This is a genomic window from Mesorhizobium waitakense, assembly GCF_056431085.1.
On the sequence record NZ_JBWKME010000049.1, the window covers coordinates 1 to 23,902 of the forward strand.

The window sequence follows — 23,902 nt, forward strand, 5'->3', positions numbered from 1 at the left end:
GTCATGAAGCGGGCGGAACTTCGACTTTGCCATTTTTTCTTCCTCGATGAGAACGGTGAGAACAGTTCCTCCGTCCGGCGACGCCGGACACATGGTTAGCACTCACCAATGGCGAGTGCTAACGTGGCGCTGAAATAGGCCGCCGGCCTGCCAGAGTCAAGGCGCGACACGCTGTCGAAACACGCGAAATTCGCATGAGGCGGTGGCTAGAGAAAGAGCCGCAACTGAGTATGGATGATCGACCGGTAATCCTCGATGGTTTGTCGACTTTCCGCTTCGCCCTCGGCAAGCGCCAGGCGCACCACACCACCGGCTAGCTGGAAGATCAGCAGAACGATGCGTTCGAACTGCACCCGCTTCTCGGGTTCGAGCAGGCCGATCACGTGGTCGCAGAACATCTTGGCTTGATGCCGGGTTTCGGCGATGTCGAGATTCTTGAGCGCCTTGTCGGCCTGGATGGCGTTCTGCAGATCCTGGATGGCCGGATCGCCTGCGACACGGCTGTGATAGTCGTCAAGCAGCCGGTCGGCGGCCACGATCACGTCCTTGGCTTCGCGGATGTCGCCGATGATCGCTGTCAGCCGCGTGCGGCTGACCTCGGAAAACCGCTCGTAGAGCATCGCCAGGATCGCCGACTTGTTGGGGAAGTAATGATAGACGGTGGCGATCGGTCCGCCCGCCAGCATGCCGACTTCCTTCATGGTGACGGCGTCGATGCCCTTTTCGCCGATCAGCCGCATGGTCGTCGACAGGATCGCGTCGATGCGCTCGCGGCTGCGCTCCTGCTTGGGTTTGCGCCTGGGTTCGGTGGCTGTTCGCGTCGCTTCCATCACGCACTGGTCTTTCGCACGAGTTTCCAAATTCTTATTGACAAAAAATATGATCAAGTATCAGTTTCTGAAATGCTGACAGATTGTCAGTTTTTTGGCCGCACGGCAAGGACGTTGGGAGGCGCCTTTGACTTCGACAGATACCGGGCACACCGGAAGCGGCGACTGGCTGGTCGGCAATCCGACCGGCAGGCAGCTTGCCTCGGCCTTGTGGATCGGTTCGGTCGGCCTGCTCATCCTCGGACTGCAACCGGTGCTGCTCGGCGCCCTTTTCACCGAGGGCCATGTCAGCGGCGATGAGCTGGCGCTGGTCGCCACCGCCGAGATGATCGCCATTGCCATCGGCTCGGCAATCGTGGCGATGCTGCTTTCGGCCCACAACATGCGCTGGAAAAGTGCGGCCCTTCTGCTCCTGCTGGCGATGGCGAATGTTTGGACGGCCTATGCCGCCGGCGCCAACATGCTGATTGCGGCTCGCGCCCTGGCAGGCCTGGCCGAGGGCGGCCTGGTGGCGGTCGCCACCGAACTCATTGCCCGCTCGCGGCGGGCCGAGCGCATCGGCGGTTATTTCGTCACCATGCAGACGCTGGCGCAATGTGCGCTTGCCCTGCTGCTGGCGCTCTATGTCATCCCGGCGGCCGGGTCGGCGGGCGGCTTCATCGTTCTCGCCGTCGTCTGCGTTGCCTCGGTGGCGATCGCCTTCACCGTTCCCAGTGACTATGCCGATCTGCCCAAGGAAGAGAATCTGGCCAATGTGCTGACGGTCCCTTCGATGACTGCGCTGCTGTCGGTCTTCTGCTACTTCATGTTCTTCGGCGCGGTGTGGGCCTTTCTGGAGCCGCTTGGCGCACAATACGGCATCGATGGCCGCACCGTCGGCCTGATCGTCTCGGCCAGCCTCGCGGTTCAGGTCCTGGGTGCGATGACAGCGACCGTGTTCGAGGCACGCATCGATTACCGCCTTGCCATCGCCGCGATCGGCGCCGTCGCGTCTGTCAGTTCCCTGGTCCTCGCCAGCGGACCTGACCTCATCACATTCTGGGTTGCCGCCTTGGTCATGGGTTTCATCCTCTTGTTCATCGTGCCCTACCAGATACGGCTGGCGATCACCGCCGATGAGACGCGCACCGCCGTGCTGCTGGTGCCGGCGGCGCAGCTTTTTGGCCTGGCGATCGGGCCGGTCGCGGCGTCGCTGCTCATCGACGGCAAGGATTTTCGCCCCGTGCCGGAATTCGCCGCCACCAGCGCCATTGCCAGCGCGGCGCTGCTTGGCCTGTTCATCCTTGTGTCCCGGCGTCGCCGCGCCGTTGCCTAAGGAGGCAACATGTCGAACACCTGGAGCAACTGGTCCGGCCACGTCAGCGCTGAACCGCAGCTGATTGCCACCCCAACTGACGCCGGCGAACTTGGTGATCTCGTTCTCACCGCACCCGGTCCGGTCCGCGTCGTCGGAGCCGGCCATTCCTTTACGCCGCTGGTGAAATCCGAGGGCACGATCCTGTCCTTGGAGAGACTGGAAGGGCTGGTCTCGCACGACGTCGAAAAACATCAGGCAAGCGTGCGGGCAGGGACCCGGCTCGGCCCGCTCATGCACATCCTGCAAGGCATCGGCCAGGGCCTGCCAAATATGGGCGACATCGACCGCCAGGCGATCGGTGGCGCGCTCGGCACCGCCACGCATGGCTCTGGACCGACGCTCGGTGCCTACCACACGCAGCTTGAAACGGTGCAGATCGTCGACGGGCTTGGCAAACTCCGCGACTTCAAGCGGGCAGGGGATCAGGAGATGATCCATGCCGTCGGCGTCGCACTTGGTGCCTTCGGCGTGATGACCGAGGTGACGCTGAACAACATTGCGACCTACCGGCTGCGCCGCCGCAAATGGGTGCTGCCGATCGCCGACATGCTGCGCGATTTCGAAACGATGATGGCCGCGCATCGTTCGGCCGAATTCTACTACATTCCGTTTTCCGGCTACGCGCAGTTCATCGCAAGCGATTTTAGCACTGCGGCGACCACCACGCGCCCGACCGAGGATGACGAGGGCGGGTTGAGGACGCTGCGCCGGCTGCGCGCCGGGCTCGCCTGGCTGCCGTCGCTCCGCCGCCGGCTGATCCGCGGCGCCGTCGCGAAAGTGCCCGCCGAGGATTATGTGCAGGACTGGCTCAACGTCTATGCCAGCGACCGGCAGACCAAGTTCAACGAGATGGAATATCATCTGCCGTTCGAGGAGGGGCCGAAGGCGCTGGCCGAGATCATCGAACTGACGGAACAGCGTTTTCCCGAGGTCTATTTCCCGATGGAGGCGCGCTCGGTCGCACCGGATCAGTTCTGGCTTTCGCCATTCCACAACAGGCTGACCTGCTCGATCGCCATCCACCATGACGCGGCAAGCGATCCACTGCCGTTCATGCGGGCGGCCGAGCCGATCTTCCGCAAATATGGCGGCAGGCCGCATTGGGGCAAGATGCACAGCCTGAAGGCGGCGGACCTGAAGAGGCTGTATCCGCGCTGGGACGATGCGATGGCGGTGCGCCGCGACATCGACCCGCAAAACCGATTTATATCGCCCTACATGGCCGGCCTGTTCGGCATCGACCAATGAGCGCCTATTTCGTCGCTCTTTCGGATGCGTTGAAGGAAGCCGGTATCTTCCAGCCCTGCCTGCTGCTCGATCGCGATCGGCTGGACCGCGACATTGACCTGGTGAAAGAGAGGCTTGACGCCGGCCTTGCCGTGCGGCTGGTCGACAAGTCGCTCGCTTGCCTGCCGCTGCTGTCGCACATCGGCAAGGCTCTAGGCACCAATCGATTCATGACTTTCCATCCGCCGATCAGCGGAGCGGTGTTGAAGGCATTTCCAGATGCCGATCTGCTTTATGGCAAGCCGATGCCGGTCGAAGCGGCAAGGGCGGCACTGGTGAAAGGGGACGCCGACTGGTCGCGTGTCTGCTGGCTGATCGATACCCAGGAGAGGCTGGCCGAGTATGGCGCACTCGCGGACGAACTCGGCGTCGAGCTGCGCGTCGCCTTCGAGATCGATGTCGGGCTGCATCGCGGCGGCTTTGCCAGCCCGGAGGCCTTGTCGAAAGCATTAGGCGCGCTGCCGGCTCATCAACGGCTGCATTGCGAAGGCGTCATGGCTTACGAGGCGCATGCGCCGCTCATCCCCGGCCTGTTCGGCGGGCCGGCCAAGGCGCTGGCTCAAGCCTCGGAACGGGCCGCCGCCTTCGCTGCGTGTCTGGGCGCAGGCCAGCGCCTTATCCTGAACATCGGCGGCAGCAAGACCGCGCTGCTACACCATCGCAGCGCCGCCAACGAGGTATCGATGGGCTCGGCCTTTGTGCTGCCGAGCGATTTCGATACGCCCGGCCTCGAAGGCTTCCAGCCGGCGGCCTTTATCGCGACGCCGATCCTGAAAGTGGTAGAGCCGAGGCTGCCCGGCCCGCCGGCCGTCACCCGCCTGCTGCAGGCGCTCGGCCGCTTTCCGCGCAAGGGCTGCTATCTCTATGGCGGCAAGTGGATGGCCGAGCCGGTCTTTCCCGAAGGCATGAAGACGAACGGCCTGCTCGGCCTCTCCTCGAACCAGCAATTCATGGGTCTGCCGGCTGACGCGACCGCAAGGCCCGGTGACTACGCATTCCTGCGCCCGACGCAGAGCGAAGCCGTGCTGCAGCAGTTCGGATCGATCGCGGTGTTTTCCGGCGGCAGGATCGCCGAGCGATGGCCCGCTCTGCCGATGGGATGAACGACTACGCCTTGACCGGTATCCAGATCTCCAGCCCGCCATTGCCGCTGCGCGGATCGAATTCGGGGCCGTAGCGCTCGAATTCGGGAGCATCCGCGATCTCGTGGCCAGAGGCCGGCAGCCATTTGTTCCAGATCGTGTTGACGGTCCGGCGGATGGTCGAGATGTGCTCGCGATGGGCAAAGACGGCATATTTCTGCGCTGGCACGCGCACCCGGCTGAGCTCCTTCGGCAGGTCGGAAAAATCCGACACTTCGACGCCGGCGATGTAGTCGAAATTGCCGGCATCGTCGCCGTTGACGCAGACGCCATAGGCGACGTTGCCGGTCTCGCCCGGAATGTTGCCGATATAGGGAACGAAGCGCTGCCACTGCATGGGAATGGCGGCGCTCGATTCGCAGCTGTAGCGTTCGCCGAGGCCGGCGATCAAGAACGGCCGGCTGGTTTCGAAGCGCGGCGGTTCGAGGTTGGCAAGGAAGGACTGGTCCATCAGGATCGGCTCCACGAGATCGAGGTTGTCGAGCGTGCCTTGCGCGCGCACCAGTTCCGGCGTGGTGCCGAACTGGTCACGGAAGGCGCGGGTGAACGCCTCATGCGAGTTGTAGCCGGCGTCGAGCGCGAGCGAGAGGATGTCGGGCGCCCCGCCGGCCAGCTTGCGCGCCGCTTCGGTCAGCCGGCGTGCGCGCATGTAGCCCATCACCGAGCGGCCGGTGGCGGCCCCGAAAGCCCGCGTCACATGAAAGCGCGACACGCCACTGCTTTGGGCGATATCGTCGAGCGAGACCGCTTCGGGCAGATGGCTCTCGACGAACCACAGCGCTTTTTCCGTCGGATTCATCGAGTTCCTTCCCGCGTTGGCCAGATCATCTTGCTGTCTCTCCAAGCGGCCAGTTTGATTGAAATTGCGCACTGGGCAATAATGCACCAAATCCCGTGCCGCGTGATGTGGGTTCGACGCGGCATGATGTGCAGTGTCCGGGGAGGGGTCCCAATGACGACGGCGACTGCCGGTCAGCTTTTCCGGTTCGGCGGATACACTCTCGACCTCGACAAGGGAACGTTGCGTGGCGTCAACGAGCCGCTGTTCCTGCGCCCGAAGGCCTACGCGCTGCTTTCGCACCTTGCCCGCAACATGGGCCGCGTCGTTCCGAAATCGGAACTGATGGATGTCGTATGGCCGGGTGTCTACGTCACCGAGATTCGCTGACCCAGTCGATCCGCGAAATCCGCAAGGTGCTCGGCGATGACATGGTGCGCACAGTATCCAAGCGCGGCTATGCTCGCCGCCGAAGCCGAGACTGCGCCGGAGATCGGGGCGCAGCCGGTTGTGGCCGTGATACGCTTTCGAAACGACAGCGGTGATCCGGCCGACGAGGCGGTGGTCGACGGCTTTGCCGAGGATATCATCAACGGCCTGGCGCGCTTTGGGACGGTCACGGTGCTCGCCCGCAATTCGAGTTTTTCGTTCGCCTCCTTCGGGCGCGACGAGTGGCCTCAAATCCGCGCCCGCATCGGCGCCGACTATCTTGTCGAAGGATCGCTGCGACGCCAAGGCGAACAAGTCATAACAGCCGTGAACCTGATCGACATCGCGACTGCGAGCCAACTCTGGGGCGACCGCTACCAGTCGCAGGGCACAGGCCTGTTTGCGATCGAGCATGAGGTTGTCGAGCAGATCGTCGGCAGGCTGGTTACGCGGGTCACCAATGCAGGGCTGCAACAGGCATCGCGCAAGCCGGTCACCAGCCTGGCGGCTTATGAACTGGCGTTGCGTGGCTTTGCGCTGTTGCGCGATCCAGCCCAGACCGACCAGAAAGGTGCGGAGGCAATGTTCGAGGCGGCAATCGCAAAGGATCCGAACTATGGACTGGCCTACACTTATCTCGCTCTGACTCGGGCGCTGGATGGAGAATTCGGGCGCGCCAGCGACGCAGTGCTGGAAAATGCGCGCGATCTCGCCGACAAGGGCCTGGCATTGTCGCCGGACCAGCCGACCGGCCACCGTGTGCAGTCATTGATCAGGCTGTATATGCGCGACCATGAAGCGGCCGAGCATCATATGCGTATCGCGCTGCAGCTCAATCCCTACGATGCCGACTGCATCGAGCAGATGGGCATGCTGCTCACCATGCGCGGGCGCCCCTTGATGCACTCACATGGCTGGCGCGAGGCATACGCATCGACCCCTTGCACCCGCACTGGTACCAGTTCGATCGCGCCTTGGCGCTCTACATGATGGGCGACTACCGGCAGGCGGCGGAGGCGCTGGAGCTAGCCACGCGTCCGGCACCCTGGATACGCACCAGGCTGGCAGCCTGCTATGCCCAGATAGGCGACATGGAACGGGCGCGGCGGCAGATCGCCCTCATCGAGCAGGGCGATCCGTTTTCGCCGATCGACTATGCTCTCGTTCGAGAACAAGGTCGACGCCGAGCATCTCGCCGAAGGCGTCAGACTCGCCCTCGGCGAGACCACGTCCGAGGCCGGTCAATCGACGACCACCACGCTGATAGGCACGGTAGTAGGTGCCGCCGCAACGCCAGACGTCGGTAGTGGGTCAGTTTGAAATTAATACGGATAGGCCCCGTAAGTTCATTCCAGCTTCTGGATGCGCCCCTTTTCGAGTTGGAACACCCCGCTGATTCCGCCTTGGCTCTCGAAATCAGTCTGGATTTCATCCCATGTGCCAAGATACTTGCCGCAATCGGCGCAGGTGATCGGCGTGTAAGTTTGGGCGTCTTTTGGAATCTGCAGTCGGATCGTGCCGCAATAGGGGCACTCCAAGAGATGGTCCAAATACTTGCCGGCCATGATCACTTTCACGCACCCCTGACCGGGGACTATTGGGCGAGCAGGCTGCAAACGCAAGCGGATTATATGGCTCTCGCTACGTGCTTTTTGTAGGTGCCGCGCACCATTGGCTTCTCGGCTTCCTTCGCCTCAATCAGCGCAACGATGTCACCGATCTCCCAAAGCTTGTCAGTCACGCCAGCGGCATCGCCGGGGTCACGCGCAACGTCGCATGGATGCACACGAAATTGTAGTACATGAAATGCAGCGCCACCGCGTTGGCGTGGGCCTCTACCTTTTTGGAGAAGCCATTGGTCAGGCGAGTGAAGCGGCGCATGTGCATCCGCATGGTGAGGTTCTGGCGTTGGGCAAAAGACGTGCTGACATGCTTAATGTCGGGGTTTCCTTCGATCCGCTCTTTCCGTGCGCCAGTGCATTCGGCTGGGCTGTAGGGCCCTTGGCGCTGTCAGGCGAAGCGCCATAGAGCTTGATCAGCATGGCGTAGTTTCAAACTGACCCACTACCCAGACGTCGAAGCCGTTGACCTTGGTGCGGACGCAGCCTGCCGGCAGTGTGGCGACCCAAGCCGTGGTGTGTCTCAGCACGCGCCATGCTGTGGTCCGCCGCGCAACGCCTGCGGCACTGCGGGGCGTCCAGGGCTGACCGATACGCGCTTCGGCCTGGCTGACGAATGACAGCGCCGGCAGGGTGCTGCCGATGATCTCTACTGCGAGGCCAATTGCGGCCGCCGTGGCGATCAGGCTGATTTTATTCACGGATTCGATAGGCATTTTCTCTCTCCTGATTTTGGTCATGATGAAACGTCTTTTCAGTACGCGCGAATGCGCACGCCGTTGCGTTGGCGCATTCAAGCCAGGCTGTGCATGGTGCCCGAGATGCGATAGGGCGCGCGCTCGGCGATCCGAGGCCTGATGGCGAGGCCTGCGATGTACCGCTGGAAGGAGGCTGCTTCCTGGACGGGTGAGGCCAGCGCGACATGGCCGTCCGGCCTCACCAGATAGGCGCCGTCGCGTTGCAGGCCAGCGGCCTTGGCCATGTCCGACCAAGCGAAGGCATGGATTGGGATGCCCGCGGGCGCAAGCATCGCCCGGAACTCGGCATTGAGTTCTCCATAAACATGCACCTGCCAATCCAGCGATCGCAGCGGCTCGAAATTGTCGTCCCTCGTGCCGGCGATATAGGGTAGGCGGTCGCCACCCTCGATCTTACCGGCCTTGCCGCTGCTGATCGGACTTTCGCGGTAGCGGATGCGGGTCTGCGAAATCAGCCCGAAAAACGCGCGCGATCCCACCGTCGTCCCGAGCGCTATGCGCAGGATCTTCGGCATCAGGTAGCGGCGGAACAGCCCGACCAGCCGCGAGCGGCTGGTGGCGACCCGAAACGCCTGGTCAGTGCTGTCGATCAGCTTGCGGGCGAAGGCGATGCGCTCCGGCTCGTAGCTGTCGAGCAGGCGCTGGTCGGCGCGCCCCTGAACCACGGCGGCCAGTTTCCAGGCGAGGTTAACCGCATCGCCCATGCCGGTATTCATGCCCTGGCCGCCGGCCGGGCTGTGGATGTGGCCGGCATCGCCGGCGAGGAACACCCGGCCGATGCGGAAATTCCCGGCGACTCGATGATGCACGCGGTAGGTCGAGAACCAGTTGAACTGATGAACCTTGACGCCGGTGTCACGCTCGACATCGGCGCGGATCGTCTCGAAGGTGATCGACTCGTCGGCCTCATGCGCTTTCGGCACGATGCCGATCAGGCGCAGGGAGCCCGATTGCCGGACCGGCATGACGATGGCGAAGCCATAGGCGCTGATGACAGTGTCCATGCCATTGCGTGTGACGTCGCCGCGACCGTCGACGTCGGCGACGTAGAAGGACTGTTCGTAGGTGCCGCCGGGAAAGCCGATGTTCAGCCCGTGGCGCACGGCGCTGCGGGCGCCATCGCAACCGGCCAGGTAGGCGGCACTGACCGTTTCAGTGCGGCCGCCCCTATTCAAGGTAACGACGATAGCATCGCCCTTGTCCTCCAAGGCGACCAGCTCCGTGTCGCGCTCGACCTCGACGCCGGCACGTTCCAGGTGCGTGATCAGCACGCGCTCATGGATGTCCTGCGGCAACGCGAAAGCGAACGGGTAGGGGCTGATGCCGCGGCCGAAGTCGGCGAGCGGCAACCTGGCTGCTATGCCGGCCGGCGTGTGCACGGTGAGTTGTTCGATCCGCACGCCGGCGGCGAGCACGTCTTCGACGATGCCGATCTGCCGATGGAACTCCAGCGTACGTGCCTGGACGGCCAGCGCACGCGAGGTTTCGCCCGGGCCGGACGCCTTGTCGAAGATGCGGACCGGCACGCCGAGCCGCGTCAACCAGAGCGCAAGCGTCAGCCCGGTCGGCCCGGCGCCGGCAATGAGGACCTTGGTCTTTGACATGCTCATTTTTCTTCTCCTTGAACGGTGCGGACTTTTTCGCCAGCCGCATGGTCTTGCGATTTCGGGGCCGAAAAATCCCGATTCGTTTCTGAAAATTTTCCGATGTTTGGTTGAGTTGGTCGTCTGCTTGTGCAGGCATCGCCACCGCCTCGAGCTATCGGCGCGGCAAGGATCGCGGCACGGCGGGCCGGGAATGTTGCCTTGAGTGGACAAGCCTCGGCAGAGCGTCGCTTGACAGCGCCAAGGGATACCCCGGTCAGTTTCATCGAATGCGCATCGAGCAAAATCGAAACGAAGGTGATCGGCCGATCCTGCAAGACGCCCATCTTTTGGGGGCGACGAGAATTGGGCCGGAAAAGGCTATCGAAGCGATTGCGCAAACGTTTCGATGGTCCTATGGTTTCCCAAAATCCGCCAAGACCAATGAGAGCGGACTGGAACGCATCATCAGGGAGGAGCGCTTGCCAGCACTCCGTTTGAGTCACCATGCCGACAATGGCTGAGGTCGCGCGCCGCGCCGGCGTGTCGGTTTCGACCGTTTCGCATGTTATCAACCGCACCCGCTTTGTCTCGCCGCAGAAGGCGCAGCTCATCAATGATGCGATCGCCGCCATGGGTTATCAGCCCAACGAGCTGGCGCGATCGTTGAAAGTAGCCTCGACCAACAGCGTGGGCCTGGCGATCTCGGCGATTTCCAACCCCTATTTCACCGACATCATCTGCGCGGTGGAGGCCGAATGCGCACGCCTTGGCCTCATGGTCTTCCTCTCTGATACGCAGGAGGATCCCGACCGCGAGCTTTCGGTGGTGCGCGCCTTCCACCAGCGGCGGGTCGACGGCGTCATCCTGGCGCCGTCGGGCGCGCCGCAGCGGGCGATCGACTATCTGGCGGAGAAGAAGCTGCCCTGCGTGCTCATCGACCGCTTCGCCGACGACCGCTTCGACCAGATCGGCGTCGAGAACCAGTCGTCGATGCGCGCGCTCATCGATCATGTCGCCTCCTTTGGCCACAAACGCATCGGCTACATCGCCGGCCAGCCGGATCTCGCGACGACTCGCGAACGCATCGACGCTTTTCGCGTGTCGCTGGCCGCCAATGGACTCGAGTGCCTGCCGCACTATGTCTCGCAGGAGAACGTCGACACGGCGAGCGCAACGGCATCGACCCACGCCATCCTGTCATTGCCTTCGCCGCCCACGGCATTGGTCACCGGCAACAACATGACGACGATCGGAGCGGTGCGGGCGATCCGCGAACGAGGCCTCTCGATACCGGCGGACCTTTCGCTTGCCGGCTTCGACGATTTCGAATGGGCAGACTGCTTCGAGCCGCGCCTGACGCTTGTCGCGCAGCCCTGTACCGAGATCGGACGCCAGGCGGCTGCCTTGCTCTGCGCCCGCATCGCATCCACCGGTTTGGAGCCGCAGGCGGTGCGGCTGCAGGCCGCGCTGCAGGTCCGTCAATCCTGCGCGAGGCCGGCATGAGTGCGCCGCTGCTGTCGGTCACCGGCGCGGTCAAGCGCTTTGGCGGTGTCCAGGCGCTGCGTGGCGTCAATTTCGATCTCAAACCCGGCGAGATCCACGCGCTGCTCGGCGAAAACGGCGCCGGCAAGTCGACCCTCATGAACCTGTTGTCGGGTGTCTATGCGCCGGACGAGGGCGCCATCCAGATCGACGGCAAGCCAGTGCGCTTCAACAACCCGCGTGAAGCGCAGGCGGCCGGCATCGCCACCATTTTCCAGGAGCTCGACCTGGTGCCAACGCTCGACGTGGCGGCCAACCTCTTCCTCGGCCGCGAACTGATGCGGCCGGGCGGCTTCCTCGACGTGCCAGCGATGCGCAGCGAGGCCCGCAAGCGGCTCGAAGCCATAGAGCTTGCCATCGATCCCGCCAGCATGGTGGCGAACCTGTCGATCGGCCAGCGCCAGGTGGTGGCAATCGTCAAGGCACTGTCCTACGCCTCGCGCGTGCTGATCATGGACGAGCCGACGGCAGCACTGACGGTGGGCGAGGTCGAAAGGCTGTTCGACATCATGCGCAAGCTCGCCGCCAGCGGCGTCGGCATCGTCTATATCTCGCATCGCCTGGAAGAGGTGCCGCAGATCGCCGACCGGGTTACGGTGATGCGCGACGGTCGCGTCGCCGGCGTCACCGAGCCGCATGCGCCGCAGGCCGAGCTGGTGCGCCTTCTGGTCGGGCGACCGCTGGATGAGCTTTATCCCGAACGCGCAAGGGAGGCTGGCAAGACGCTGCTCAGCCTGCGCAATGCGAGCTTCAGGCTCGCCCATGAAAGCGCTGGATGGCAGCCGCCGACAGGCATCTCGCTCGACGTCAAGGCGGGTGAGATCGTCGGGCTCGCCGGCATCATGGGGGCAGGGCGTACCGAGCTCCTGAGCGCGCTCTACGGCACCGGCCTTGCCGGCCGCTGGGAGGGTGATGTCGCGGTCGACGGCCGCCCGGTGAAGCTCGATTCCATCAAGGCCGCACGCGACGCCGGCATCGCCTTCGTCACCGACGATCGGCGCGGCAGCGGTCTGATGCTGAGGATGGCGGTGGGCCTCAACCTGGTCATGTCGGTGATCCGGCGCATCTCACCCTTCGGGCTGATGTCGGCGCGCCGGCAGGCGGACGCGGTGAAGCAGTCCTTCGGCCAGTTCGATATCAGGCCGAAGAATCCTGACATCGCCGTCGGCGCGCTGTCGGGCGGCAATCAGCAGAAGGTGGTGCTCGCCAAGGAGATCCTCGGCAATCCCCGGCTGCTGCTGCTCGACGAACCGACGCGCGGCGTCGATGTCGGCGCCAAGGGTGAGATCTACACGCGGCTGCGGCAACTGGCAGCACAGGGCCTCGGTATTCTGGTCGCTTCCAGCGAGATGCCGGAGCTGATCGGCCTGTGCGACCGCATCGTGGTGTTGCGCCAAGGGCGCAACGTGGCGGAATTCATCGGCGGCGTCGATGAGCACACAGTGCTTGACGCGGCAAATGGCAGGGAGGCCTGATGTCTGAGCAGAAGATTTCGACGGCAAGCGGCCCGGTGGCCGCAGCACCGGTGCATCGCGATCCGCTAGCCTTGGTGGTGCGCTTCCAGAGCCTGATCGGCCTCGTCGTTGTGGCGATCGGCGGCGTCATCTTCTCGCCGCGCCGTCATGGCGAAGTCCTGTTCCTCAACCCCGACAACATCGCCAACATCGTTCGCGCCGTGTCTGAGACCGGCATCATCGCCATTGGCATGACCTTCGTCATCATCACCGCCGGCATCGACCTTTCTGTCGGCGCGGTGCTCGGGCTCTCCAGCGTCGTCACCGCATCGATGATGATCTCGGGCGGCTTCGGGCTCATCCCCACCATCCTCGCGGTGCTCGTCATGGGCATCGCCTTCGGCGTCATCCAGGGCACCATCTCCAGCCGCTTCCGGCTCGAGCCGTTCATCGTGACACTCGCCGGCCTGCAGGCGGCGCGCGGACTGGCGCTGGTCGTGTCGGGCAATCAGTACATCAACATTTCCTATGGCGACGGGCCTGGGCTGGCGCCACCGGTGTTCGCGGTGCTGGGTGAACGGCTGTTCGACAACACCGTGCCTGTGGCGACGATCGTGTTCATCGTCTTTGCCGCGATCGCCACGATCGTGCTCAACACCACACGTTTCGGCCGCTATGTCTTTGCCGTTGGCGGCAACGAGCGCGCGGCGCGTATTTCCGGCGTGCCGGTGTCGATGGTCAAGATATCGGTCTACGCCATCACCGGCTTTGCCGCCGCACTTGCCGGCATCGTGCATGCTGGCCAGTTCAATTTTGGCAGTGCCAATGACGGCATGGGCTACGAGCTTACCGCGATTGCCGCCGTGGTCATCGGCGGCACCAGCCTGTTCGGCGGCGCCGGCTCGATGGTCGGCACCGTCGCCGGCACCATTATGCTCGGCGCGCTCGCCAACATCCTTCAGCTCAACAACATCACCCCCGCCATGCAGCTGCTCGCGACCGCCGCGATCATCGTGCTGGCGGCAGTGCTTCAATCCCTCGTTCGCCGCCGCGAGGGTTTGGGTCGTTAGGAGGTTGGTGGCAGCAAGTCGAAGTCAACCAAGGTCTGGCCCCGGCCCGACGAGGAGGAGAGTGAGTATGAAAACCACAAGACAAAGGCGTGCCCTCAAGACCGTGCTTCTGGCAGGCGCTGGCCTGTGCATCGCGGGAGCCGCCCAGGCTGCCGATCCCATGGTCAAGGCCTGCGCCAAGGACGGCCAGTTCATCATCGGCTTTTCGCAAGCCAACAATGCCGAACCCTATCGTCAGCACGTCAATGACGAGCTGACCGCGGCGGCCAAGGAAGTGCCGGGCTTCACGCTGCAGATCGCCGACGGCGCCGGCAACGTCAACACGCAGACCTCGCAGGTCGACAATTTCATCACCCAGAAGGTCGATCTTCTGCTGATCTCGCCCTTCGAGGCGGCACCGCTGACGCCGGCGGTCAAACGCGCCATGGATGCCGGCATCCCGGTCATCGAACTCGATCGCAAGACGGTCGGCGATCCCGGCAAGGACTACACCGCCTTCATCGGCGGCGACAATTACAAGATCGCGCTCGAGGCGGGCAAGTATACTGCCAAGACCTTGCTGCCCGATGGTGGCGAAGCAGCCGTGCTCGAAGGACTGCCAAGCTCTACGCCCGCGGTCGAACGGCTGAACGGTTTCAAGGATGGCGTCAAGGAGAATGCCAAGATCCAGGTCGTCGCCGAGCAAGCGGCCGACTGGGTGCCGGACAAAGCCCAGACCGCCTTCTCGGCCATGCTGCAGGCGCACCCCGACATCAAGGTGCTTTATGCCTCGAATGACATGATGGCGGCCGGCGCGCTGCTCGCCGCCAAGGGCGCCGGCAAGGACGTCAAGATCATCGGCACCGATGGCTTGCCGGGACCTGCCGGCGGCATCGAGGCGGTGGCGAAAGGCGACTGGGCCGCGACCTTCACCTATCCGACCGGTGCCAAGGAAGCGATCGAGATGTCGAAGAAGATCCTGCTCGATTGTGCCTCATCGGTGGATTCGACCGTCACCGTCGACACCACCGCGATCACGCCCGAGAACGCCAAGCAGCTCGCCGGCAAGTAAGCTCTTGTAGACTGTCCAGGGCGGGGTCCAGACCCCGCCCTGCGCGCGTTCGCAACCCACACCGGCAAGTCGACCGGCTCTGATCGCGGTGGGTAAGAGTTCGCTGGATCACACGGGGCGCGTGACGTCACGGACGAAGATAGCGATATCGCTACGACGACTATCCGGAGGAAGGGTGTGTCACCCCTTCTGCCTCGTCAGCTGCTCCAGCGCATCCACGATCAAATCGCAGAATTTTTGATGGTCGAGCTTCATCGCAACGGTGTGGCGGAAGTCGACCTGCTCGCTCGCCGTGCCGCCGAAATGGTGCATGCCACCCATCCTCTCGAAATTGCAGACCGTCATGCCCTTGGTCCATCGGCCGGCAAGCTCGACGCGGATGTCGGCCTTCTCGGTGGTGAAGACGGTCGGGTCGATCATCGCCGCGACGCAGCATGCGTCATGGATGGCAGGATACTCGATCTGCAGGAGGCCCCCATGCGTGGTCGCTATGAACTCCCAGATATCGAGGATGAACTTGGCCATTGGGCCGCCGAGGGCGCGCACCCTGTCCTGAAGTCCCTTGGTGGCCAGGACAGGGTGCGTGAGATCGAGCCCCACCATGGTGACGTCCCAGTTGGCCCGGAACACCACGTCGGCGGCTTCCGGGTCGGCATAGACGTTGAACTCCGCCGCGGGCGTGATGTTGCCTCTGGTATAACTTCCCCCCATCGCGATGACCCCTTTCACCCGCTCGACGATGCGGGGGTCCTTGCGCACGGCAAGTGCAATATTGGTGTAGGGACCGACCGGCACCAGCGTGACCGTCTTCGGCTCATGCGCCATGACCGTGTCGATGATGAAGTCGACGGCATGCCGCTTGTCGAGCTCGAACGAGGCGGGCGGCAGAACAGGGCCATCGAGCCCGGTTTCGCCGTGGATCTCGATGGCCAGCACCTGATCGATGAGGAGCGGGCCGGGAGAGCCCTTCGCCACCGGCACCTTGATGCCATAGGCGGTGCATACCGAAAGGGCATTGCGCGTGGTGTTTTCGACATTGTGGTTGCCCGACACCGTGGTGATACCGAGGAGATCGATCCGTGGATTGCCTGCCGCCAGCAGGATGGCGATAGCGTCATCATGCCCAGGGTCGCAGTCCAGTATGATCTTTTCCATGTGGCACCTCTTTTGCCGGCCGAGCCTGTCGGGACAAGAGACTGCCGCATCTACGCCGTCAAGCATCTGGCGCTCAGCCGACCCAGCGTAGAGTTTCCAAACAGGCGCTCACACCGTCCAGAAATAGCGCACGATGTGAAAGAAGACCGGGGCAGCGAAGACCAGGCTGTCGGTGCGGTCCATCATGCCGCCATGACCTTCGATCAGATGGCCCCAGTCCTTGACGCCCTGATCGCGCTTGATGGCAGAGGCGACCAGTCCACCCAGAAAACCCATCGAGCAGGCGACGAAGGCCACGGCTGCCGCCTGCAGCTGCGAGAACGGCGTCACGAACGACAACAGCGCGCCGAGCAGGCTCGCCGACACCAGCCCGCCAATCAGGCCCTCCCAGGTTTTCGAAGGCGAGACGTTCGGTGAGAAGCGGTGTTTCCCGAACAGCTTGCCGAAGATGTATTGCAGCACGTCGCTGCCTTGCACGACGATGATCAGGAAGGCGATCAGCAACAGGTTGCGGCCCTCGAAGCCTGGCACATTGAGGGTCAGCAGCGCCGGAACGTGGCTGACGCAATAGACCGAGATCATCACCGCCCATTGCTGGGCGGCGATCCGCTCGAGAAAGCGTTCGGTGTCGCCATGCAGCGCGGTGATGGCCGGCATCAGCAGGAAGCAGTAGACCGGAATGAAGATGACGAAGAGCCCGTACCAGGCGGTCCACACCAGCCAGTATTGAAACGGTATGATGATGCCGAACATGCCGAGCAGCACCCAATGGTCGCTGCGGCTTGTATGCGTCAACGTCACGAATTCGCGCAGTGCCGCAAACGAAATCAGCGCGAACAGGATGGTCATGCCGTCGCGGCCGAAGAAGAAGGCGACCGTTATCAGCACCACCATCACCCACCAGGCGTTGATGCGCTGGGTGAGGTTGACCAGGGTTGAACTGAGCGGCTTCGGCGCCCGCGCCGAAAGTATGGCGGCGACGATGCTGGCGGTGGTCAGCACCGCCAGCAGGCCGACGATCAGAATGGAGATTTCGTGGCGCATCAATCGTCTCGCTCGGGGCGCGGGTTGAGCGCCAGAAGCGTGGCGTGGGCGCGCTCGAGAAAGGCGCGGCGTTCTTCGCCCGGAGCCACCGCCACCGGCGCGCCGAAGACGACGCGGCACAGCAGCGGCACCGGCAGGAACTGGCCCTTGGGCAGCACGCGCGACATGTTCTCGATCCAACAGGGGATCAGCTCGACCTCAGGCCGTGCCATCGACAGATTGTAGAGCCCGGAGCGGAAGGCCAGCAGCGGCTCTTCGGTCATGTTGCGCGTGCCCTCGGGAAACAGGATCAGCGAATGGCCCTGGTCGAGAACGGACAACATGATTTCGATCGGGTTTTCTTCAGGTCTCGTCCATTGCCGGTTGATGAGCACCGACGACAGCATGTCCTCGGCGATGAAGCGTCGCAGCCGCGACTTTCCCCAGTACTCTCCGGCGGCAACCGCATGGGTGACCGCGCGCTCCTTCTCGCTCAGGCAGGCCGACAGCAGGATGAAGTCGCCGTGGCTGGTGTGATTGGCGAAATAGATGCGCTGCCGGTCGGACGGCAGGCTGCCGTTCCAGATCGGACGCACCCCGGTCACCACCCAGGCCAGCGCCGACAGGCCGACGGAGGTTACCGTCTGCAGCAAGGTGAAGGTCGTGAGCGAAAGCTTGTTCATCGCGGCGCCCAAAACCCCGCCGCCAGAAGCGCTGCGGCAAACAGGGCGAGCGCGGCGCGCTGTTTGAACAGCAAGCGGCGGGTGCCGGCCATGCGGTCATCGAGCGGGCGTGTCGTGGATGGGGAGGGTTTCAGGCGCATGCGCGCCAGTATGTCATCCACCGCGGCGCCACCGGAAGCCTCGTCGTGGCTGGCCATCAGCCGGAACAACAGCGCGTCGAACACCAGAAGCGCCGACAGCGCCAGCACGGCAACCGCGCTCACGGCTGTGACCGACAGCGCAATGGCCGCAGGCAAGGTCTCGAAGGCGCCTCGCGCCGAAGCAGCCAAAGGCGCGAGGATATTTGCGGCCACCACAATCGCAGCCGGCCATGCGGCTTGCCGCATCAGCATACGGGCGAAGCGACCGGCGCGTTCCTGATCGGCATTGCCCGTCATGCCGCCCGTTCCTCGGCCTCGGCAAGATGAACCGGCCGGCCGGTCGCCATCAGCATCTCGCGGGCAAGCTTCGGCGTCCTGGCCCTGCCGGTTGTCAACAGCCATTGGGCGACAACGCCGGCGCTGCGCTGGAAGCCGAGCGCGCAGCAGACCAGCACGGTGCCGTCGCGGCGCGCGCTCTCCAGCGCGCTGGCTGCCTGCTCAAGCATCGTCACGGGTGGCGGCAACAGGTCGATCATCGGAAAGCTGATCCAGTGGCAATCCGTTCCCGCTGGTCTTTCAAGTTCGGCGGCGAGATCGATCACTGTGCCGAAGCCGCTGGCCTCGCTTGCCGTCGGAAAGCGGCCGAGAAAGACACCGTCACTGACGGCCACGAACGGCGGGAGATTACGCGTCCAAATCGCGGCATTCACCCCAGCGCCCAGCCGGTAGGGCCAAAGCAGGACGCGGCTTGCCAGGGACACATGACTTTCCGCAGTTTTCTGGAATACCTTTGCGCCGGCCCCGGCATAGCCGAAGGCGACGATGGCCAGTGCAAGTGCCGGCCAAAGCAGGATGAGTGCGGTGGCGAAAAAGAAGGCGCTAAGCGCGGCTCCGGCCAGCGCAAGGACGGCGCCCAGCGCATAGAACAGCGCCAACCGGCGCGCCTTGGCATCACTGGTCAGCCGGGCGCCTGAAAACGGCAACTCGCCGGCGCGCGGAAACAGCCACAGGGCGAAGAACCCCAGCAGCGCGCCGGTCGGGATGTCGATGAAATGATGTTGCCAGGTCGTCAGCACCGAAGCACCGATCAGGAAGCACCAGCCATGCCAGAGCGGCAGGAGGAGGCCGCCGAGCCGGTGGCGCCAGTGATCCCAGATGATCACCAGCAGGGCGATGTGCAGCGAGGGCGCCTGGTTGAACGGTTTGTCGAAACCGCCAAGCACGGCAAACAGGAAGCCCGGCAGGCCGCTCGTTGCAGGCCGCACGAACGTCAGCGTTAGCGGGAACAGGATGAAACAGGCAACGGCGACGATCTGCGCGGTGAGATAGCGCCCGGCCAGGCGGTCGACCCCTTGCCTGCTGTCGTTGAGCAGCAGCGACAGGCCGTAGAACAGGTTGATCGACCAGTAGGGCACGATGGTCCAGGCGAGGAAGGGAATGCTGTGTTCCCAGGCGAACATGATGCTGCCGACGTCGTCGCGCCGCGACGCCAGCCAATTGGCGAAGCCGTAGCTGAGGTAGAAGAACGGCGCCAGGAAGGCCAGCCAAAGGGCTGCCCTGACGACCACCCGGCCATAAGGTTCTGCGCGCACCGTGGATGCAAGCGATGACGCCATCCTGTTCAGCGGCGCCGTGCGACCGAGACGGTGAAGATTCCCCATTGGTCGATGCGCTGCTCGAGCTTGTCGAAACCGGCGGCTTCGACGAGCTGGTCCATCTCGCCTTGCGTGCGCCGGCGCATCACCCAGGCCTGGCCGCCGCGATGCGAGGTCAGGCTGCGGGCGATCATCTCAAGCTGCGGATGCCAGGGCTGGTTGGTGTAGAGCAACAGGCTCCCCGGCTGCATGGCGCTGGCCAATCCACCGAGCGAGCGGGCGATCATCGCGTTGTCCGAGAACAGTTCGTAGAGGCCGGAAACGATGGCAAGGTCGGGCGCCGGATCGATCGAGGCGAGCATGTCGGCATCGAAAGCGTCCGCGCGCTGGAACGAGACGCTCGCCGGCAATTGCCGCTCGGCAATCAACTTGCGGCCAAGCTGGACATTGAGGTCGGAGTAATCCTGCAGGCGCACGCTCGCCGGCTGTTCGGGGCTCTTCACGATGGCGTCGAGAACATAGCGGCCATGGCCGGCGGCGATGTCGAGAATGTGGGCTGGCCGTCCAACGGCCTTGAGCGCCGCCAGGCAAGAGCCGATCAGCTCTTCGAGATGCAGCTTGCGCTGGCGGATGCCGCGCCAGCCGATGGCTTCCAGGAAGATGCGGTCGACGAAGCGGCCAAGCGGTGTGAGACCCCGCGCGTCGTTCTCGTAGACATAATCCAGCGTCGAGCCGGAATCGAAGCCGGTGGTGACGCCCGCCTTCATGCCCGACGAGACCCACGCGCCCATGCGGATGGAGGCGCGGCTGAATGCCCAATAAAGGCCCTTGGGCGACAAAAGATCGAGCGGCGACGCAAGCCTGTCGGCCTCGTCGCGCGTGTAGCCGGCGATATCAGCCTGCTTCAGGTCGACAGGCGCATCCGGCGAGGCGAACTGCTTTTCCAGGAACGGCCGGATCAGATCGAGCGCCTGCGCCCGGTCGCGCTCGCCCAGTGTATCGTGGAAGAAACCCGGCAACACATGGCGTTCCTTTGTGCGGCTGCCGAGATTGACGAAAAACTCGTGCTGCGGGCCGTGGCGCACCACCCAGTCGCTGCCGGAAAGCAGAAGCTGCGTCGGCACGGTTATGGCGCGGGCGTCCACAACGATGCGCGCCGCGTGCTGGTAGAGTTCAACCAGGATGTTGGAGGCGATCGGCCGCGTGATCAGCGGATCGCTCTCGAAGGAGGCGATGCGCACGGGATCGTGGGTCAGGAACTTCGCCTTGACGTAGGAATTGACGAAGAAGCGGCCCTTGATGTTCTGCCAGAACGCGATGCCTTCCTTGGCGAAGGGCACGTAGAGCTTGACCGAAAAGGCTGGTGAAGCCAGCACCATGGCACGCAGTTTCGGTGCATAGTCGTGCACCCAGGCCGCAGTGAGCACGGCGCCGAAGGATTGCGCTATCAGCGCAATATCCTGCGTGGCGAAGCCATCCCGGGCGGCGATCTCGCGCATGAAACAGTCGATGTCGCGCACCAGGGCCGAGAAGGAAGGGGCATAGCCGCGCTCGCCGGACGAGCGGCCATTGCCGCGGGCATCCCAGGCATAGAAGGCGTGGTCCGGCATCTGCAATTCGTCGACGAGATGGGCCATGCGACCGCCATGCTCGTGGCCGCGGTGGAAGAGCACCACCGCGCCCTTGGCATTGGTGGAAGTTGCCGGCCAGAAGCGGTAGAAGATCTCCGTCCCGTCATGGCTGCGGAAGACACGCTCTTGCGCTTGCCGCTCAAGGCTTTCCGCGGCGATCGGTTCGTGCATCATGGTCTCTCCCTCGGGCGGCATGGCGAAGCCTCGATGCTTAGCTGGCGCTGCCAATAAGGCCAGCGCGTATCCGGTTTATGGCGGTCAACAGTGAAAGCGTTGCCATGGCCGGAAACACAAGCGGCGCGATGGAAGCCGGCCAGAGCCCGGCGGCGCACAACACTGCGACCACGCCCAGCGCCAGCGCCCTGTCGCTCTTGCCGAACGGCCCGGCATAATTTCGCCCGATCCCGGCGGCGATGCCGAGCACGCCGGCGAATTCGGTTAGCACAGCGGTGAGGGCGAAGGCGGCGACGCCCCATGGGCTGAATTGTGGGAAGGCGGCGAAAGGCAGGATCAATGCGAGGTCCGAAACGATGTCGCAAAACTCGTTCAGATACATGCCGAGCGTCGAGGCCTGCCCGTGTTCCCGCGCCAGCATACCATCGACGGCGTTCAGCGCCATTCGCACGAACATCACGACGGGAACGAGCAGCAGCAGCGAGCGCCATTCATGCCAGATCGCGATGGACGTCCCGGCCGCGATCGACATCAGGGCCGCCAGGATGGTTATGCTGTTTGCTGTGACTCCGATCGCCGCCAGCCGATTGACCAGCGGCCGCAGCCTTCCCTGGAAAGCTGGCTTGAGAGCGTAGAGCGTCGGCATTTCGTTGATCCCCCGATCCTGACAGCGGCTGTACATCAATCTGTCACACTCGACCAGCGGCACGAAGCGGCGCCTTTCTAGCGCGCACATCCTGATGTGGTGGATGCGGTCATGCCGACTGCCATGGCCACCGAGCAGACGTTCACCACCCGCTAACCATGATTGCGAAGCACGGCCGTCATGCACATTTGCCGGTTTCTGGTGCAACCCGGCATCTTGAATAATAAGCACGCTTATTATATATGCCGCTCATGGTTTCTGATGGCATAGACAGATTGGGCTTCTTGATCCACGACGTGCAGCGCCTGATGCGCAAGCGCTTCGAGGCGAGGGCCAGTGGCTTGGGGCTTTCTTCGGCGCAATGGCGGCTTCTGGTCCGCGTTGCCAAGGAAGATGGTGTCGCGCAGGCGCGGCTGGCCGAACTTCTTGAAATCGAGCCGATCAGCGTTTCGCGCCTGGTCGACCGCATGGAGGAGGGTGGCTGGATCGAGCGTCGTTCCGACGCAGCCGATCGCCGCGTCCGCATGATCTTCCTGACGCCCAAGGCGAGCGACGCCTACGCCGTGATCAAGAGCATTGCGGGAGAAGTCTATGAAGAATCGCTGGTCGGCGTGAAACCGGAAGCCCGTCGCGTCCTGATCGAGGGACTTGAGGCGATGGTCCGCAACCTGACTGACGACGAGACGCCGTCCGTTGAAAAAGTGAAGAGTACAGAAGGCGCAGCAGCATGAACGCGGTAGCCAAGATAGACGAGAAGGTGACCGAGCTGGAAGTGGACGCGCCGGCGCAGCCGGCCGCGGCCCCGGTGGCGGTTGCTCCTCCGATGCAGCCGGCCCCGGCGCCGGTGAAGAAGAAGCGCCGGCTGGGCCGCTCCCTGCTGATGGTTGCGCTGCCTGCGGTGCTGGCTATCGGCGGCGGTTACGTCTGGGTCACCGGCGGCCGCTACCAGGAGACGGAAAACGCCAATCTGCAGCAGGCCAAGGTGTCGATCGCTTCCGACACGGCCGGTCGCATCGTTCAGGTCGACATCGCCGATAACCAGCTGGTCAAGCAGGGCGATGTGCTGTTTGCCATTGACCCGGAGCCCTACCGGATCGCGCTGGCCCAGGCCGACGCGGCGGTGGCGGGCGCGCGTCTCAATGTCGAGCAGCTGCGCGCGGCCTATGGCCAGTCGATGGCACAGCAAAGGTCCGATGCCAGTGAGGTCGACTTCGCCCAGTCCCAGTTCGACCGTGCCGCCGACCTTGCCCAGAAGGGCATCAACGCCAAGTCGTCGCTCGACCAAGCCAAGAACGATCTCGACAAGGCAAAGCAGCAGCTTGCCGTTGCCGAGCAAGGTATCATCAGCGCCAAGGCGGCCCTTGGTGGCAATCCCGACATCGAGACCGACAAGCATCCGACCGTGATGGCCGCGCTCGCCGCGCGCGACAAGGCGGCCTACGATCTGGCGCAGACCACAGTCAAGGCGCCGGCCGACGGCGTCGTCAGCCAGGCCTCGTCGTTCAAGGTCGGTCAGTATGTCGGCTCCGGCACACCGCTGTTTTCGCTGGTCGAGACCGGCGACACCTGGATCGAAGCCAATTTCAAGGAAACCCAGTTGACCCACATGAAGCCCGGCCAGAAGGCCGAGATCATGGTCGACACCTATCCGGGCAAAACCTTCGAGGCGACGGTCAAGGCGATCGGCGCCGGCACGGGAGCCGAATTCTCCCTGCTGCCGGCCCAGAATGCCACAGGCAACTGGGTCAAGGTCACGCAGCGCATTCCGGTGCGCCTGGAACTGACCGATGCCGACGCCAAGATGGCGTTGCGCACCGGCATGAGCGCGACCGTTACCGTCGACACCGGCGTTGCCCGTGGGTTTCCCGCCATATTCAGCCACGCTACGGCGGGCTAGGCGGCGGAGTAAAATCGGCGCAAGCCCGTGGGGAACCAAGCGGGTGCAAGCCAGG

25 protein-coding genes and 1 pseudogene are annotated in these 23,902 nt (G+C 63.8%); 12 read left to right on the plus strand and 14 right to left on the minus strand.

Translation table 11 applies throughout. The features are described from left to right. Nucleotides 1–206 precede the first annotated feature (206 nt). A complete protein-coding gene (locus AC07FD_RS10740; RefSeq protein ID WP_478349820.1) occupies nt 207–833 on the minus strand; it encodes a TetR/AcrR family transcriptional regulator in 627 nt (208 codons plus the stop codon). Between the two features lie 124 nt (nt 834–957). Between AC07FD_RS10740 and AC07FD_RS10745 the strand changes: the two genes are divergently transcribed. The 3 genes from AC07FD_RS10745 to AC07FD_RS10755 are packed head-to-tail and all read left to right on the plus strand — an operon-like array spanning nt 958 to nt 4,577. Continuing rightward, nucleotides 958–2,145: an MFS transporter gene (locus AC07FD_RS10745; protein WP_478349821.1), complete on the plus strand. Its 1,188-nt coding sequence runs from the start codon at nt 958–960 to the stop codon at nt 2,143–2,145. A gap of 9 nt (nt 2,146–2,154) precedes the next feature. After that, a complete protein-coding gene (locus AC07FD_RS10750) occupies nt 2,155–3,435 on the plus strand; it encodes a D-arabinono-1,4-lactone oxidase (protein WP_478349822.1) in 1,281 nt (426 codons plus the stop codon). Next, on the plus strand, nt 3,432–4,577 hold the full coding sequence (locus AC07FD_RS10755) for an alanine racemase (RefSeq protein ID WP_478349823.1): 1,146 nt from the start codon (nt 3,432–3,434) through the stop codon (nt 4,575–4,577). Before AC07FD_RS10750 ends, AC07FD_RS10755 begins: the two co-directional genes overlap by 4 nt. A 4-nt stretch (nt 4,578–4,581) precedes the next feature. Here AC07FD_RS10755 and AC07FD_RS10760 read toward each other — a convergent pair whose 3' ends face one another. Continuing rightward, complete coding sequence (locus tag AC07FD_RS10760; protein ID WP_478349824.1) at nt 4,582–5,415, minus strand: GyrI-like domain-containing protein; 834 nt, start codon at nt 5,413–5,415, stop codon at nt 4,582–4,584. Nucleotides 5,416–5,568: 153 nt separating this feature from the next. On the opposite strand from AC07FD_RS10760, the gene AC07FD_RS10765 reads away from it, so the two are divergent. The 3 genes from AC07FD_RS10765 to AC07FD_RS10775 are packed head-to-tail and all read left to right on the plus strand — an operon-like array spanning nt 5,569 to nt 7,130. Next, nucleotides 5,569–5,784: a winged helix-turn-helix domain-containing protein gene (locus AC07FD_RS10765; RefSeq protein WP_478349825.1), complete on the plus strand. Its 216-nt coding sequence runs from the start codon at nt 5,569–5,571 to the stop codon at nt 5,782–5,784. A 36-nt stretch (nt 5,785–5,820) separates the two neighbouring features. After that, nucleotides 5,821–6,813: a tetratricopeptide repeat protein gene (locus tag AC07FD_RS10770; protein ID WP_478349826.1), complete on the plus strand. Its 993-nt coding sequence runs from the start codon at nt 5,821–5,823 to the stop codon at nt 6,811–6,813. After that, entirely contained in the window at nt 6,813–7,130 is a 318-nt protein-coding gene (locus tag AC07FD_RS10775) for a tetratricopeptide repeat protein (protein WP_478349909.1), read from the plus strand. The genes AC07FD_RS10770 and AC07FD_RS10775 overlap by 1 nt, the downstream gene beginning before the upstream one ends. A gap of 39 nt (nt 7,131–7,169) precedes the next feature. On the opposite strand, the gene AC07FD_RS10780 is transcribed toward AC07FD_RS10775, so the two are convergent. The 5 genes and pseudogenes from AC07FD_RS10780 to AC07FD_RS10800 form a co-directional block, all read right to left on the minus strand. Then, nucleotides 7,170–7,388 (minus strand): hypothetical protein, encoded by a 219-nt coding sequence (locus AC07FD_RS10780; RefSeq protein WP_478349827.1) that lies wholly within the window; start codon nt 7,386–7,388, stop codon nt 7,170–7,172. Nucleotides 7,389–7,450: 62 nt separating this feature from the next. Next, nucleotides 7,451–7,874 (minus strand): annotated as a pseudogene (locus tag AC07FD_RS10785) (IS1 family transposase); the annotation flags it as partial. Continuing rightward, entirely contained in the window at nt 7,859–8,158 is a 300-nt protein-coding gene (locus AC07FD_RS10790; protein WP_478349828.1) for a hypothetical protein, read from the minus strand. The pseudogene AC07FD_RS10785 and the gene AC07FD_RS10790, both read right to left, overlap by 16 nt. A gap of 77 nt (nt 8,159–8,235) precedes the next feature. Then, the gene (locus AC07FD_RS10795) at nt 8,236–9,810 is read right to left on the minus strand and encodes an FAD-dependent monooxygenase (protein WP_478349829.1); all 1,575 of its coding nucleotides are present in this window, start codon (nt 9,808–9,810) and stop codon (nt 8,236–8,238) included. Next, nucleotides 9,807–10,292 (minus strand): hypothetical protein, encoded by a 486-nt coding sequence (locus AC07FD_RS10800; protein WP_478349830.1) that lies wholly within the window; start codon nt 10,290–10,292, stop codon nt 9,807–9,809. The genes AC07FD_RS10795 and AC07FD_RS10800 overlap by 4 nt, the downstream gene beginning before the upstream one ends. Here AC07FD_RS10800 and AC07FD_RS10805 point away from each other — a divergent pair. From AC07FD_RS10805 to AC07FD_RS10820, 4 genes are all read left to right on the plus strand, one after another. Further along, a complete protein-coding gene (locus AC07FD_RS10805; RefSeq protein ID WP_478349831.1) occupies nt 10,291–11,289 on the plus strand; it encodes a LacI family DNA-binding transcriptional regulator in 999 nt (332 codons plus the stop codon). The genes AC07FD_RS10800 and AC07FD_RS10805 overlap by 2 nt on opposite strands. Then, nucleotides 11,286–12,803 (plus strand): sugar ABC transporter ATP-binding protein, encoded by a 1,518-nt coding sequence (locus tag AC07FD_RS10810; protein WP_478349832.1) that lies wholly within the window; start codon nt 11,286–11,288, stop codon nt 12,801–12,803. The genes AC07FD_RS10805 and AC07FD_RS10810 overlap by 4 nt, the downstream gene beginning before the upstream one ends. Beyond that, nucleotides 12,803–13,852 carry an ABC transporter permease gene (locus tag AC07FD_RS10815; RefSeq protein ID WP_478349833.1) on the plus strand — a complete coding sequence of 350 codons (1,050 nt, stop codon included), beginning with the start codon at nt 12,803–12,805 and terminating at the stop codon, nt 13,850–13,852. Before AC07FD_RS10810 ends, AC07FD_RS10815 begins: the two co-directional genes overlap by 1 nt. A 67-nt stretch (nt 13,853–13,919) precedes the next feature. Then, nucleotides 13,920–14,903 (plus strand): substrate-binding domain-containing protein, encoded by a 984-nt coding sequence (locus tag AC07FD_RS10820; RefSeq protein ID WP_477290851.1) that lies wholly within the window; start codon nt 13,920–13,922, stop codon nt 14,901–14,903. Between the two features lie 180 nt (nt 14,904–15,083). Here AC07FD_RS10820 and AC07FD_RS10825 read toward each other — a convergent pair whose 3' ends face one another. From AC07FD_RS10825 to AC07FD_RS10855, 7 genes are all read right to left on the minus strand, one after another. Next, complete coding sequence (locus AC07FD_RS10825) at nt 15,084–16,058, minus strand: nucleoside hydrolase (protein WP_478349834.1); 975 nt, start codon at nt 16,056–16,058, stop codon at nt 15,084–15,086. Nucleotides 16,059–16,166: 108 nt separating this feature from the next. Beyond that, entirely contained in the window at nt 16,167–17,102 is a 936-nt protein-coding gene (locus AC07FD_RS10830) for a phosphatidate cytidylyltransferase (RefSeq protein ID WP_478349835.1), read from the minus strand. Next, on the minus strand, nt 17,102–17,764 hold the full coding sequence (locus tag AC07FD_RS10835; protein WP_477226370.1) for a lysophospholipid acyltransferase family protein: 663 nt from the start codon (nt 17,762–17,764) through the stop codon (nt 17,102–17,104). Before AC07FD_RS10835 ends, AC07FD_RS10830 begins: the two co-directional genes overlap by 1 nt. Further along, complete coding sequence (locus tag AC07FD_RS10840; protein ID WP_478349836.1) at nt 17,761–18,201, minus strand: hypothetical protein; 441 nt, start codon at nt 18,199–18,201, stop codon at nt 17,761–17,763. Before AC07FD_RS10840 ends, AC07FD_RS10835 begins: the two co-directional genes overlap by 4 nt. After that, a complete protein-coding gene (locus AC07FD_RS10845) occupies nt 18,198–19,520 on the minus strand; it encodes a phosphatase PAP2/dual specificity phosphatase family protein (protein WP_478349837.1) in 1,323 nt (440 codons plus the stop codon). The genes AC07FD_RS10840 and AC07FD_RS10845 overlap by 4 nt, the downstream gene beginning before the upstream one ends. A 5-nt stretch (nt 19,521–19,525) precedes the next feature. Further along, complete coding sequence (locus AC07FD_RS10850; protein ID WP_478349838.1) at nt 19,526–21,304, minus strand: bifunctional alpha/beta hydrolase/class I SAM-dependent methyltransferase; 1,779 nt, start codon at nt 21,302–21,304, stop codon at nt 19,526–19,528. A 37-nt stretch (nt 21,305–21,341) separates the two neighbouring features. Next, nucleotides 21,342–21,950: a CDP-alcohol phosphatidyltransferase family protein gene (locus AC07FD_RS10855; RefSeq protein WP_478349839.1), complete on the minus strand. Its 609-nt coding sequence runs from the start codon at nt 21,948–21,950 to the stop codon at nt 21,342–21,344. A gap of 251 nt (nt 21,951–22,201) precedes the next feature. Here AC07FD_RS10855 and AC07FD_RS10860 point away from each other — a divergent pair, with 251 nt between their 5' ends. Both AC07FD_RS10860 and AC07FD_RS10865 read left to right on the plus strand, forming a co-directional pair. Then, entirely contained in the window at nt 22,202–22,681 is a 480-nt protein-coding gene (locus AC07FD_RS10860; protein ID WP_478349910.1) for a MarR family winged helix-turn-helix transcriptional regulator, read from the plus strand. Continuing rightward, a complete protein-coding gene (locus AC07FD_RS10865) occupies nt 22,678–23,847 on the plus strand; it encodes an HlyD family secretion protein (RefSeq protein WP_478349840.1) in 1,170 nt (389 codons plus the stop codon). The genes AC07FD_RS10860 and AC07FD_RS10865 overlap by 4 nt, the downstream gene beginning before the upstream one ends. The last annotated feature ends 55 nt before the right edge of the window (nt 23,848–23,902 follow it).

What these genes read in the sequence shown, in the direction of transcription:
- AC07FD_RS10750 (WP_478349822.1), top strand. Translation starts at nt 2,155, where the DNA reads ATGTCGAACACCTGGAGCAACTGGTCCGGCCACGTCAGCGCTGAACCG.
- AC07FD_RS10755 (WP_478349823.1), top strand. Translation starts at nt 3,432, where the DNA reads ATGAGCGCCTATTTCGTCGCTCTTTCGGATGCGTTGAAGGAAGCCGGT.
- AC07FD_RS10760 (WP_478349824.1), bottom strand. Translation starts at nt 5,415, where the DNA reads ATGAATCCGACGGAAAAAGCGCTGTGGTTCGTCGAGAGCCATCTGCCC.
- AC07FD_RS10765 (WP_478349825.1), top strand. Translation starts at nt 5,569, where the DNA reads ATGACGACGGCGACTGCCGGTCAGCTTTTCCGGTTCGGCGGATACACT.
- AC07FD_RS10770 (WP_478349826.1), top strand. Translation starts at nt 5,821, where the DNA reads ATGACATGGTGCGCACAGTATCCAAGCGCGGCTATGCTCGCCGCCGAA.
- AC07FD_RS10775 (WP_478349909.1), top strand. Translation starts at nt 6,813, where the DNA reads ATGGGCGACTACCGGCAGGCGGCGGAGGCGCTGGAGCTAGCCACGCGT.
- AC07FD_RS10780 (WP_478349827.1), bottom strand. Translation starts at nt 7,388, where the DNA reads ATGGCCGGCAAGTATTTGGACCATCTCTTGGAGTGCCCCTATTGCGGC.
- AC07FD_RS10790 (WP_478349828.1), bottom strand. Translation starts at nt 8,158, where the DNA reads ATGCCTATCGAATCCGTGAATAAAATCAGCCTGATCGCCACGGCGGCC.
- AC07FD_RS10795 (WP_478349829.1), bottom strand. Translation starts at nt 9,810, where the DNA reads ATGAGCATGTCAAAGACCAAGGTCCTCATTGCCGGCGCCGGGCCGACC.
- AC07FD_RS10805 (WP_478349831.1), top strand. Translation starts at nt 10,291, where the DNA reads ATGCCGACAATGGCTGAGGTCGCGCGCCGCGCCGGCGTGTCGGTTTCG.
- AC07FD_RS10800 (WP_478349830.1), bottom strand. Translation starts at nt 10,292, where the DNA reads ATGGTGACTCAAACGGAGTGCTGGCAAGCGCTCCTCCCTGATGATGCG.
- AC07FD_RS10810 (WP_478349832.1), top strand. Translation starts at nt 11,286, where the DNA reads ATGAGTGCGCCGCTGCTGTCGGTCACCGGCGCGGTCAAGCGCTTTGGC.
- AC07FD_RS10815 (WP_478349833.1), top strand. Translation starts at nt 12,803, where the DNA reads ATGTCTGAGCAGAAGATTTCGACGGCAAGCGGCCCGGTGGCCGCAGCA.
- AC07FD_RS10820 (WP_477290851.1), top strand. Translation starts at nt 13,920, where the DNA reads ATGAAAACCACAAGACAAAGGCGTGCCCTCAAGACCGTGCTTCTGGCA.
- AC07FD_RS10825 (WP_478349834.1), bottom strand. Translation starts at nt 16,058, where the DNA reads ATGGAAAAGATCATACTGGACTGCGACCCTGGGCATGATGACGCTATC.
- AC07FD_RS10830 (WP_478349835.1), bottom strand. Translation starts at nt 17,102, where the DNA reads ATGCGCCACGAAATCTCCATTCTGATCGTCGGCCTGCTGGCGGTGCTG.
- AC07FD_RS10835 (WP_477226370.1), bottom strand. Translation starts at nt 17,764, where the DNA reads ATGAACAAGCTTTCGCTCACGACCTTCACCTTGCTGCAGACGGTAACC.
- AC07FD_RS10840 (WP_478349836.1), bottom strand. Translation starts at nt 18,201, where the DNA reads ATGACGGGCAATGCCGATCAGGAACGCGCCGGTCGCTTCGCCCGTATG.
- AC07FD_RS10845 (WP_478349837.1), bottom strand. Translation starts at nt 19,520, where the DNA reads ATGGCGTCATCGCTTGCATCCACGGTGCGCGCAGAACCTTATGGCCGG.
- AC07FD_RS10850 (WP_478349838.1), bottom strand. Translation starts at nt 21,304, where the DNA reads ATGATGCACGAACCGATCGCCGCGGAAAGCCTTGAGCGGCAAGCGCAA.
- AC07FD_RS10855 (WP_478349839.1), bottom strand. Translation starts at nt 21,950, where the DNA reads ATGCCGACGCTCTACGCTCTCAAGCCAGCTTTCCAGGGAAGGCTGCGG.
- AC07FD_RS10860 (WP_478349910.1), top strand. Translation starts at nt 22,202, where the DNA reads ATGGTTTCTGATGGCATAGACAGATTGGGCTTCTTGATCCACGACGTG.
- AC07FD_RS10865 (WP_478349840.1), top strand. Translation starts at nt 22,678, where the DNA reads ATGAACGCGGTAGCCAAGATAGACGAGAAGGTGACCGAGCTGGAAGTG.